The 11,468-nt window shown below is 68.9% G+C and carries 10 protein-coding genes; 7 read left to right on the forward strand and 3 right to left on the reverse strand.

The features are described 5' to 3' along the window. The 5 genes from VFE28_00055 to tmk form a co-directional block, all read left to right on the forward strand. Positions 1-415 (forward strand): sigma-70 family RNA polymerase sigma factor (locus VFE28_00055; GenBank protein ID HZM14365.1); only part of this gene is annotated, 415 nt, incomplete at its 5' end. Positions 416-525: 110 nt separating this feature from the next. Beyond that, positions 526-1,188, forward strand: coding sequence for a hypothetical protein (locus VFE28_00060; protein ID HZM14366.1), 663 nt, complete (start codon positions 526-528; stop codon positions 1,186-1,188). A gap of 64 nt (positions 1,189-1,252) precedes the next feature. Further along, the gene (locus tag VFE28_00065; GenBank protein ID HZM14367.1) at positions 1,253-2,473 is read left to right on the forward strand and encodes a hypothetical protein; all 1,221 of its coding nucleotides are present in this window, start codon (positions 1,253-1,255) and stop codon (positions 2,471-2,473) included. 314 nt (positions 2,474-2,787) lie between these two features. Next, positions 2,788-3,594: a hypothetical protein gene (locus tag VFE28_00070; protein HZM14368.1), complete on the forward strand. Its 807-nt coding sequence runs from the start codon at positions 2,788-2,790 to the stop codon at positions 3,592-3,594. A gap of 101 nt (positions 3,595-3,695) precedes the next feature. Continuing rightward, positions 3,696-4,316, forward strand: coding sequence for a dTMP kinase (gene tmk / locus VFE28_00075; GenBank protein HZM14369.1), 621 nt, complete (start codon positions 3,696-3,698; stop codon positions 4,314-4,316). Positions 4,317-4,348: 32 nt separating this feature from the next. Here the strand turns inward: tmk and VFE28_00080 are convergent, their stop codons facing one another. From VFE28_00080 to VFE28_00090, 3 genes are all read right to left on the reverse strand, one after another. Further along, entirely contained in the window at positions 4,349-5,107 is a 759-nt protein-coding gene (locus VFE28_00080) for a DUF4390 domain-containing protein (GenBank protein HZM14370.1), read from the reverse strand. Between the two features lie 305 nt (positions 5,108-5,412). Continuing rightward, the gene (locus tag VFE28_00085; GenBank protein HZM14371.1) at positions 5,413-6,927 is read right to left on the reverse strand and encodes a BamA/TamA family outer membrane protein; all 1,515 of its coding nucleotides are present in this window, start codon (positions 6,925-6,927) and stop codon (positions 5,413-5,415) included. A 254-nt stretch (positions 6,928-7,181) separates the two neighbouring features. After that, positions 7,182-8,579: a sigma-54 dependent transcriptional regulator gene (locus VFE28_00090; GenBank protein ID HZM14372.1), complete on the reverse strand. Its 1,398-nt coding sequence runs from the start codon at positions 8,577-8,579 to the stop codon at positions 7,182-7,184. Between the two features lie 116 nt (positions 8,580-8,695). On the opposite strand from VFE28_00090, the gene VFE28_00095 reads away from it, so the two are divergent. Both VFE28_00095 and VFE28_00100 read left to right on the forward strand, forming a co-directional pair. Further along, entirely contained in the window at positions 8,696-10,906 is a 2,211-nt protein-coding gene (locus VFE28_00095) for a GWxTD domain-containing protein (GenBank protein ID HZM14373.1), read from the forward strand. A gap of 158 nt (positions 10,907-11,064) precedes the next feature. Continuing rightward, positions 11,065-11,468 (forward strand): hypothetical protein (locus VFE28_00100; protein ID HZM14374.1); only part of this gene is annotated, 404 nt, incomplete at its 3' end.

Raw genomic sequence — 11,468 nt, forward strand, 5'->3', positions numbered from 1 at the left:
GACGTTCGCGGCCTTGGAACGCTACAACCCCGTGTACGCCTTCTCGAGCTGGTTGTTCAAGATCACCTCGAACCTCTGCATCGACCACATCCGCAAGCAACGCATGCGCTTGCTCTCCATCGACGAACCCCTGGAAGGCGCCGACGGCGGCATGCTGCGGGAGCTCACCGACCCGCGACGGCAGCCGGATCAGGCCTCGGAAGACAGCGAGCTGCGCGAAGCCATTCGCTGTGCGGTGGAGCGTTTGCCCGAGCACTACCGCATCGTTCTCGTCCTGCGGCACCAAGAACAGCTGTCCTACGAGGAGATCGCCGCCTCTCTGGACATTCCGCTCGGGACCGTGAAGGCCCGGATCCACCGCGCCCGGGAGGGCCTGAAGAGCTACCTGGCAGCGTACGCCCCCGCCATCGACTGACCCGCCGTTCCTCCGCGGGCGTGCCGGGCGCTCCCTGCGCCTCCCCGGCCGCAGCTCGTGCTGTCCGCTGCCCGCCCGTTGCCCCGCAACCCGCCCGCAGATCCCGGCGTATGTCGGTACGGAGGCGCTCGCCGCGCCGTCGCGTGGCGGCGCTGGCCGGACTGCGAAAAGCCATGGACTGCGCCCGCTACCTCACCCTCGTCGAGCCCGCACTCGACCCCGACGTCGACCCGGCGTTTTCTCCGGTCGAGAGAGAGGCGATGCAGGCGCACGACCGCTGGTGCACGCGGTGTCGCGATCGGTTCGAGGAGCACCGCACGGTCTTCGCGCTCCTCGAGACGATGCGTGAGCCGGCGCCGCGAGATCTGGCCGAGCGCGTGCTCGCTCGCCTGGCGGCGCTCGAAACCCACCGCCGTCGGCGCCAGGCTCTGGCGGGCGCGGCACTCTGGACCGTGTGCGGTCTGGGCGCGGCTGTGGTAGTCGGCGCCTTGGTCTGGAACCAGACGGCCGGCGTGCGGCTCCTCGAACCCCTCGGCCGTCTCGCCACCTGGTGGTACTCTTGGCTCCAGGATCTGGCGGAGGCGCTGGTGCGGTTGAACGCCACTTCCGTGGACGTCCCACCCGTTCTCCTGGCGCTGGCGCGCGCGACGCGACTGCTTCTGGCGGCTTGGGCCGACCAGCTTCTCGCGGGGTGGCTGGCCGCTTCGCTCGCCGCTCTCCTGTTGCGCGCCGTCGCGAGCGCGCGGCGCCCGCAGCTGCCGGTCGTCGAGTGATTCCCGCTCGCGCCTGGCCGAGCGTCCAAAGCCAGCCGGCGTGACGGCTCGCAGAGGAGCTGGAATGCGTTTCCCTTCCGTGTCGACGGCAACCTGGCGACGTCAGGGTCTCGTGGTCGCCGCCAGCTGCTGCCTCGGTCTCTTCCCACTCTGGGCGCACGGCGCGGAACAGAACAAGCCCAGTCGCGAATCGATCGAGGCGGAAGCGCGCAAACTGCAGCGCGCCATCGACAGCCGCCGGGCGGTGCTGGATTCCCTCGCGGGGCTCGAGATCGCCGTCCCGGATTCTCTCACCGAGGCGGTGCAGTCCGAACTGGAATCCCTGCAGGAGCGGCTCGAGGTCGAACGCGAGCGGCTGCAGGAGCTGCAGGAAAAGCTGCCGCTCCTCCCTGGCTCCGACACGGAGCTGCTGCCGCCCCGGCCGCCGCGGCGCAAGATGGTCGCCTACAACATGATCCGCTTCGGCGAGGACGTCGAGGTGAGCCGCGACGAAACGGTCAACGGCGACGCCATCATCGTCGGCGGCGATCTGCTGGTGCAGGGCGAAGTGGACGGCGACGCCATCGTCATCGCCGGCAACCTGCAGCTCGGACGCAATGCCATGGTCCGCGGCCAGGCCATCGCCGTCGGCGGGCGCGTCGAAACCAACGCCGGCGCGGTGATCGAAGGGCAGACCGTGAGCCTGACGCTCTTCCCGCGCCGCTTCCCTTGGTTCCCCGGCGCCTGGCCTCCATGGGTCGGTCTCGTCCTGGATCTGCTCAAGCTGGCCTTCCTCGTTCTGGTCTCCGGGCTGTTGCTGGCGCTGGTGCCGGATCGCCTGCTGCGGGCGCGGGAGCTCCTGGCCGATTCGTTCCTGCGCTGTTTCGGCGTCGGGTTGCTGGTGTTGATGGGCGGCTCCTGTGCCGTCACGGTGACGGTGATCCTCCTCGCCGTCACCTTGGTGGGCATTCCGGCGGCGCTGGTGCTCGCCTTCGCGGTGGCGCTGCTGTTCCTCGCCAGCCTCTTGGTCGGCGTTCTCCTGATCGGTGACCGGTTGCAAGAGATGTTGCACCAGTCGTCGCGAGCGCCACTCTACAGCGTGCTCCTCGGCTTGGCTCTAGTCCTCCTGCCGGAAATCATCGCCGATCTCTTGCACTTCACCCTCCCCGAACCGTTCCGCCAGCTGGGCTTCGGCTTGCTCTCCTCGGTGCTGGTTCTCGCCACCGTCTCGGCCGGTTTGGGAGCCCTGGTGCTCTCGCGCTTCGGCACCGGCTGGTCGCGGCAAAGCCCCCAGGCTCCGGGCTGAGGCCGGGCTGGATTCCCCAAGCGCAGAAGCCGCGCCGGCGTCTGCCGGAGACGGCGTGAGCGGCGGGGCGCCGCCGTAGGGCGCGCTCTGCCTGCCGAAGGCGCCGAAGGTGGACACGAGGCTGGCCTCGCCGCTGCCCGGCCGGCGCGCGACAGGGCCGCCGGCGGCATAGCGCTTGCGGAAGCACCGCTCGCAGGCTACCGCGCTGCCGTCGACTAAATCCCGCTCTCTCTTCTTCCTCCCGTGATTCCGATCCGCTCCGCGTCCGTGGACACGCGCGCCAGCGCGCGACCCGGCCGGGGTCTGCTCCACCCATGCGCGCTGCGTTCCGCCACCAGCTCGCGCGGCACGGTGTCGTGCTGGCGCTGGCTCTCGCTGCCACGGTGCCGCCGGTGCAAGCCGACGACCCCGTTCTCTGGAAGCTCCAGAACGGCATCCAGGCCACCATCTATCCGCCCGACTACATCCTGGAACACATGACGCTCCGCCGCGGCGGGGAGCTGCTGCTCGTCGTCGACGATGTCTTCTATGGTCTGGTCACGGACATCGACGATCCCATCATCGCCAACAAGGGAGACGGCCGCTTCCATCCCCTGCAGCTGGACGCGGTGATCGCGGCGCTGCGGGCGATCCGCCTGGAGGATGGACGTCTGCGCGTGCGCATCTACGTTCTCCCCTTCCCGCGCCGGGAGGTCATGGACAGCTCGGCGCGAGACGACGTGATCATGCTCACGCCGGGGGTGCGCGAGGCGGGAGAGCAGCACGTGCACTTCACCGTCACCCACGAGATCGGTCATTCGTATCAGTACGCCTGGATGCCCGACACCAACACGGCCCTCTGGAAGCGGTACGCGCGCCTGCGCGGGATCCACGACACCTCGGTCTACCACGCGGCGGCAGAGCACAAGAACCGGCCGCACGAGATCTTCGCCGAGGATTTCCGCTTCCTCTTCGGTAGCGACCTGGCCAACGCCAGCGGCACCATCGAGAACGACGTCCTGGCGGTACCCACCGAGGTGGAGGGCCTGACGGATTTCTTGGTGCGACTGCCCGAAGCGCGGCGCGCCAGCGCCCCGACCGCCCACACCACGGCGACCGCCCCACCGCTCCGCCGCGAATAAGCGCTCCGTAGCCGCGGCGCGACTTCTGCCGGCGCTGCCTCTCGAAACCAGCCGCTCCCCATCGGCTATGATGGCGCCACACCGCGACCCCGGGAGGGCGCATGGCGGGGGCGCTGGTCGCCTTCGAGGGCATCGATCAAGCGGGCAAGCAGACGCAGGCGCGAGCGGTGCAGCAGCACCTGCAGTCTCTCGGCCTCGCCTGCGAGCTGCGCTGGTATCCCGACTACGAGACGCCCATCGGCGCCCTCATCCGCAGTGCCCTCGTCGATGCCACACCGCTGGCACCGCGGGCGCGCACCATGCTCTTCGCGGCCAACCGCTGGGAGCGCGATGGCGCGGTGCGCGAGCTCCTGGGCACCCACGCCGTGGTGCTCGTGGACCGCTACTCCTGGTCGAACGTGGTCTACGGGCTGGCGCAGGGCTACGACGAGACCTGGCTGCGCGGCCTCGAAGCGGGCCTCGCCGAGGCGGATCTCACCGTCTTCGTCGACATCGCTCCGGAGGAATCACGGCGCCGGAAGGCCCGTGACCGCGACGGTTTCGAGCGCGACCAGGCGCTGCTCGAGAGCGCCCGCGCCCACTATCTCCGCTTCGCCCAGCAGCCTGGCTGGATGGTCGTGGATGGCATGCAGCCGCCGCCGATGGTGACTGCCGCCATCTTGCGCGGTCTCGGCGCGCGGCTCGGCGCGCGGTTCCCGCCCCTCGCTGCTTTGCGCGGCTGAGCGCCCGTGACCGGCGCACATCGACGACGCTCTCAAGGGGAGTGGCCGCTGTCCGGCGCCGCGAGCCGGCGCTCGTTGTGGGGGGCCCGAGCGGGGGGTGCCGCCGGGGACGGCGGTTCGCGGGGCAACTCCGCCGGCTTGAAACCGGGGGAGCGGGCCTTCACGCGCTTGTCTCCGAAGCCGGTCATGCCGACCACCATACCACCCAACGTCTGGGTGAGGCCGCTGATGCCGCCGCCGTCGCTACGGCCGCGGATCGTGCCGCGCAACCAGGCGTCCAGCTGGTTCAGGTCTTCGACCGTGAGCGGCGCCAGGGTCGCGGTCACCACGACGTAGTAGGTCCTCCCGTCCTGGAAGAGTTGGCGGCCGAAATAGGGCGGTTCGTTGCTGGACGGACCGCGGGCGACGCGGCTCACGTAGGCGGTGAGGGAATCCTCATGGGTGAAGCGCAGTGCTTCCTCGGGGGTGACGACATAGTAGAGGTCGTTGAGCAGATCCCGGAGGATACGGAAGCGGCGTTCGTAGGTGGCTTCGAGCTTGTCCCACCAGCCGCTGCGCTGTTGCCACACCTCGATGGTGTAGTTGAGCGTCGTCGGCAGTCCGGAGGACAAGGCATCGTGGTACATCCCCTCGAACGGGGCTTCGAACTCGAACTCCACATAGACGTAGCCTTGCGAGGTGGCGGCGACGCGATCGAGGCGGAGCTCGGCGGCCTCGGCGCCGGCAACGAGGCCGACCGCGGCTGCGAGCCCCCACGCGCACCCCGCTCGGCATCGCCCACGGCCGCTCATTCAGGCGCCCTCCCCGCAGTCTGACGGCGTCGGGGCGCGAGTCTAGCATGCACCTTCGCGCCAGGCGCTCCAGGAGATGGGCCCGGAGCGAGAGTCGTTGTCGCCGGCGTTCGCGCCAGCGCCGGGTGAGCAGGGCGTTGCGAGAGCTCGAGCCAGGCGACTCGCGGCGGCAGCGAGCCGAACGTGCGGCAGAGAGAGGATCGCCAGGGGAGGCCGGCACGCGACGTGCCCGGCCCGAGGGCGCGTGACTCTCGGCCGGCCCCCCGCGGCATCCAACGCTCGCGCGGCTTGCGCCGCCGAGCGAGTCAGAAGGTGCGCTCCAGTCGCACCGTGGTTTCCCAGCCCCCTTCCACCGCGCCCACGGGCTTGGCGAACTGGAGCAAGAAGTTGTCGTCGGCGGTCTTGAAGCCGAAGCCCACCGACTGCAGCCAGGTGCTGTCCTCCAAGCCTTCGCCGTAGAGCGCGGTGCTCTTCCAGGCGGTGGCGGCGTCGTAGAAGGTGAAGGCGCCGTAATTCATGTTCCAGAAGAGCAAGGTGTACTCGACGCTGCCGAGAAGGGAGCGGTCACCGTACACGGAGCGAAAGGAGTGGCCGCGCGCCGTTCCTAGACCGCCGACGTAGAAGAGCTTCTGCGACGGGATGGTCTCGTTGCCGAAGCGACCGGAGGCGGCGCAGCGCAGCGCCAGGTGCACTGGCGGGCCGAGGCGCAGGTAGGCGCGCCCATCGCCGACCCAGCGGGCGTAAGAGAAGTTGCCGTCGCCGAGCTCCAGGAAGCCACGGGCATACGAGCCGATGGTCCCCACGTCGCGGGCATGACGGCTGTCGTGCACGAGCTCCAGTCGCGCTGCCCGCAGCCGCCCGTTGCCACCCTCGCCCTCGGGCTCGTCGAGGAGGAAGAGCCGCGGGTTGGCGCGGAAGCGGTCGACCCCGGCGGTGAAGAAGCTCCAGTCGGTCTGCGTGGTCAGGCTGTTGTAGTCCTCCACCGCATAGGAGAGGCGCAAGGTCGTGTACGCCGGGAGTCGCAGGCGCACGTACGGTTCGATCCCAGCGATCTTGTAGTAGTCGTTGAAGTCGTGGCGGAAGAAGAGCGCCGCCAGGGTGTTCTCGCGCCAGCCGATCCCGGCCTGGTTCTCGTACGCCGTGCCATGGGAGTAGACGGCCCCGACGGTGAGCACCTTCGTCGGCACCAAGGGCTGCTCGAAATCCACCTCGGTCGTGCCCCGTTCGCTCACCCAGCCGTAACCGAAGCGCACGCTCAGCTCGGGCACATAGGTGTACGAGGAGCTGTACTTCCCCGTCAGCCACAGCACCGAGCCATCGACGCGCTGATAGGAGTAGTCGCCGCCGAAGGTGAGGCGGATGTGCGGATGCGGCGTGTAGGTGACCCGCGTCGACATGCGCTCCCGGTGCGGCGACCAGCGGTTGTAGTAGGTGACCTCGCCGTCCTCGAGCACCCGCAGCCTCGACCGCACGCTACCGTCGGGGGCGACCACTTCGTCCGGGTTCGAGGGATCGAGGCGATGCCTGCCGTCGACGACGAACTTGTACTCGTAAACGCCTTCCTCCAGATCGATGCCGGTTTCCCAGATCCCGTCACCGCTGTAGCGGAGAGGCTGGGCGTCCCAGCCGTTGAAATCGCCGAGGATGCGAACGTCGGCTTCTGCCGGCGCCTCGAAGGTGAAGACGACGTGCTTGCCGCTGCGGTGGGGGAAGAAGTCGCTGGACAGGTCGGGAGGTGCGCCGACGGCCCCGGGCCCGAGGGGCAGGCCGAGGAGAAAGACACTGAGGAGGACGGGCGTCCTCGGGCGGCGCTGGGACACGAGACCTCCGGATGTCTTCAGCGGGTCCACCCGGGGAGCCGTCCCTTTCGATCAAGAGTCGAGGTCGCGTCGAACGAGACTAGGGTGGACCCGCGCCGGTCGGTGATGCAGCCGCCGCACCAAGCCGGCAGCGCGAGTTAAGCACAGTTTTCCGTTGCGGTTACGCCGTAAGCCCGGATCCCAGGAGGAAGCCCCGCGATGTCAGCGGCACACGCTCTGTGGTCGGGCCTACAACGGCCGCGCCACGCGCGCGGTCAATCCTCTTCGTCGGCAGCCATATCGTCTTCACCGCGCTCGTTCTTCCCCTTCACCAGGCCGAAGCGGCGCAGCTTGCGGTGCAGGTTGGCGCGGTCGAGGCCCAGGGCCCGGGCAGCCTGCGCGATGTTGCCGTTCGCCGCTGCCAGGGCTTTCTCGATGGTGCGGCGCTCGAAATGGTCCAGGTTGTCGCGGAGCGAGGTGCCGCTTGGCGCCTCGCCGCCCTCGCTGGTGGAGAGCATGAGGGACTGCAGGTGCTCGGCGTCGACGCTGTCGGCGTCGTGCATGATGACGATGCGCTCCATCATGTTGCGCAGCTCGCGCACGTTGCCCGGCCATTCGTACTGCGCCAGGAGCGCCCGAGCCGCCGGTGTCAGGCTCTTGGCCCGGCGGCCGTTGTCGTCGCAGTACTGGCGCAGGAAGGATTCGGCCAGGACGACGATGTCCGGACCGCGGTCCTTGAGCGGCGGGATGCGCAGCGTGATCACGGCGAGCCGGAAGTAGAGGTCCTCGCGGAAATTGCCCTTGCCGATCTCTTGCGTCAGGTTCTTGTTCGTCGCCGCCACGACGCGCGCATCGAGAGCGATGGCCTGGGTGCCACCGACACGCTCCATCTCGTTTTCCTCCAGGACACGGAGCAACTTGGCCTGCGTCTCCAGACTCATGTCCCCCACTTCGTCGAGGAACAACGTGCCGCCGCGGGCGAGCTCGAACTTGCCGAGCTTCTGCGCCATGGCGCCGGTGAAGGCGCCCTTCTCGTGGCCGAAGAGCTCGGACTCGATGAGATCCCGGGGGATGGCGGCGCAGTTGAGGCGGACGAAGGGTTTCTGCGCCCGCGGGCTGATGGCGTGGATGGCCCGCGCCGCCAGCTCCTTGCCGGTGCCGTTGGCGCCGAGGACGAGGATGCGGGCGTGGCTGGCGCCGGCCTTGCGGATCTCGTCGCGCAGGCGCTGCATCGCCGGGGAATCGCCGAGCATCTCGTTCCGGCGTCCCAGCTGGTCGAGGAGCTCGGCCTTCTCCCCCTCGAGCCGGCGGATGCGGAGCGCGTTGTCCAGCGCGATGAGTACCCGGGCGAGGGGATCGAGGGGCTTCTCCAGGAAATCCAAGGCTCCCATCTTCGTGGCTTGCACGGCGCTCTCGATGGTGCCGTGGCCGCTCATCATGAGGACGATGGGAGGGGCGGAGAAAGCGCGGATCGCCTTCAACGTCGCCAGCCCGTCCATTCCGGGCAGCGCCAGATCGAGGAGCACGGCGTCTACGTCACCGGCGCGCTGCAGCCGCTTCAGCGCCTCTTCGCCGCTGGAGACGTCCTCGGTGTCGTAACCCTCGTCGCGGAGCACGCCGCTCAGCATCCGCCGGATGTTGGCCTCGTCGTCGACGATGAGGATGCGGGGCATGCGAGCCCTTCGCTGGGCGCCGGGCGGGTCGGGCGCCGGTGTGTCCGGAGTGTCGAGCCGAGGCATTGTAGCGAAAGCATCGCGGCTCTGGCACTCTCCTCGCCGCTCGCTACATCTTGCGAAGCCGGCGCTTTCGTCGCTACCTTCTCGCCATGGGTCGAGCGGTGCGTTGCACGCGGCTCGCCGCCGCAGCACGCCGGCCGGCGACGCAGCGCCACTGCGCCCGCTTCGCCACCGGCGGTACCGTCCTCGCCCTCCTCGCCGGGCTCGCCGGCTGCGGCACCAGCAAGAGCCGGGGCGAGATCCACTTCGCCGATGGGCGCGAGCGTCTGGCCCTCGGCGACAGCGTCGGCGCTCTCAGGCTCTTCCAGCGGGCCAACTACGAACTCGGTGGCGATCCGCGCCTTCTCGTAGAGATCGGCCGCCTGCAGTCGGCGCAGGGGACCTTGGAAGCGCGGGCGCAGGCCCGCGCCGCCTTCCTCGCCGCCCTGGATCTGGATCCGCTGTCGGCCGCGACCCACGCCGCCCTCGGCGAGCTGCTGCGGGAGCAGCGCTTCCTGCGCGCCAGCACGGGAGCACTCACCGAGGCGGTACGCCTCGACCCGAAACAGTCGCGCCCCTGGTTGCTCCTCGGCCACAACACCCTGGAGGAATACTTCACGGACATGGAAGTGCCCCAGTTCCTCGACAGCGCCCAGGCCTATTACGAACGGGCGCTGCAGCTGGATGCGGCGAACGACGAGGCCCGCTACCGTCTGGCCTTTCTGGCGATGCACCGGCACCAGCACGAAGCGGCCCGCGCCCTGATCCTGACGCAAGCGCAACGGGACTGCCCCGGTCGCTTCGGGTTCTTGCTCGCGGCCATCGATTTCCACCTCAAGCGCTTCGACGAAGCGCAAGCACGGGTGGACGCCACGCTCGCGTGCATGTCGCCGCAAGAGCGCGAATCCTGGATCGGGCTGGTGCCGGTGCTCCACCCCGACAGCCTGGGGGCGTACCGCATGTGGCAGGAGGCCCGGCGCGATTCCCTCTGCCGCAACTATTGGTGGGGCCATGATCCGACGCCGGCGTCCCTCACCAACGAGCGCCTCGTCGAGCACATCTGCCGCGCCGTGGAGGCCGACCTCTACTTCGCTGTTTCCCGGCTGGGCCGCCCGGGGCGCGGCACCGATCGCGGCGAGATCTATCTGCGCTATGGGCCCCCGGCGCTGGCAAGACGGATTCCGGAGTTCAAATTCCCCACCTGGGAATGGCGCTACTGGACCCGCGGCGATGACGACTTGGTGATCCATTTCACGGACTCCTTCTTGAACGGTGACTACGTGCGTTGGCGCCGTCGCGCCTGGTCGGACTTCAGCGAACCGGAGATCAGGGAGAAGTCACCGACGCACACGAGCCTGGTCTTCGCCGCTCCGCCCGGGGGCTGGAAGCACGTGGTGCGGCAGTTCCGTGGCAACCAAGGGCGCACGGCGCTGGAGATCGCCTACGAGTTCGAAGAGCTGGGGGGGATCGAGGCCTTGAACGTGGAAGCTGCCGGCTGGCGCGGCCCGGGAGACCTCGCCCAGCGCTCCCGCGCCTCGGTGCAGCGCAGCAGCCTGTACAGCGACGGCGACCGGAAACTCGGGCGGCTGCGCTTCGAGCTCGCCCCCGAGCCTCTCACGCTGGGATTGGAGCTGGCCGGTTTGCAGCGGCTGGAGCACGCACCGCCCGATACGACCGACAGGGCGAGCGCTCCGGTGGACGGCGCTGCTTCCCCGGAAGGCGCCGCGTCGCCGCGCTTCCGCATCCCCTGGCGGGCCATGGGCCGGGATACGCTGGCGCTCGTGCACTACGATGCCTCGACACTCATGATGAGCGACATCATGCTGGCCCACGAGGTCCGCAACGGCCACGGCGGGATGTTCGACATGGGTGGCGTCATCGCCGTGCCCCGCGTCGACCGGCGCATCGAGCAGGAGCTGCTGCATCTCTACTTCGAGGTCTACCCGTCGGAACGGGCGGTACGCGAGCAAACCGCGATCGCGGTGCGCTACGAGGTGCGGCGGCTGCCGCCGCGGTCCTGGACCTTCTGGGAGCAGTTCCAACCCGACTTCCACCGGAAGCTGGACGCCGAGCAGCAGCCGGTGGTGCAAGCCACCTTCACTTTTCTCCCCACCTCCGACCTGGAACGGCAGCAGCTCAGCATCGACCTGACTGCGCTCGACCCGGGACCCTACGATCTCGTCGTCGAGCTGGTGGACACGGCCACCGGCGCGAGCACCAGCCGTCACGCCAGCTTCGACTACGCCGCGCGCCCCGTCGGCGCCACCACGGCCGCCTCGCCCTAGACCGGCGGCGGTGGGCGCGCCTGGACCGGCGAGTTCGCGATTTGGCGTAACGAAGCAAGCGGAGTGAAGTCACGATGGTCAGTTGGATACTAGGGGCAGTTGCTCTCTTGCTCGGCCCCTCGACAGTTCGTGATTCCACTTTGGCCGGCCCAGTTTCCGTGAGCACCGCGCCGGCGGAGAGCCCATTCTCGTGGGAAACAGTACAGGTTTCCGACAAGAGCGGGGCATTTACCCCCGACGAGAGAATCCTGGGGGCAGCGGCCCAGCCTTCATCCATTGCGCTGATCGACTTTCATGATGAGCGACCCTACGGAGACGCTGCAAAGGAGCGGGCATGGCTTGTCCGCTATGACGCGGTGAAGGTCCCGGCGCCCGAAGGGGATTCGCCTGCTGAGGTCCGCTTGTTCTTGGTGTTCCGCCAATCAGGCGGACTCCTCGCGGCGTTTACGGAGGCAGCTCCCATCTGGGCGAAGCAAGGATGGAACTCCGAGCAGATTACCGAGCGTGCGGCAATGGCTTGGGAGTTCTTTCCACCGGATTACGCGACGCTACGCTCGTCCGT

Source organism: Candidatus Krumholzibacteriia bacterium (assembly GCA_035649275.1).
Taxonomy (GTDB): Bacteria; Krumholzibacteriota; Krumholzibacteriia.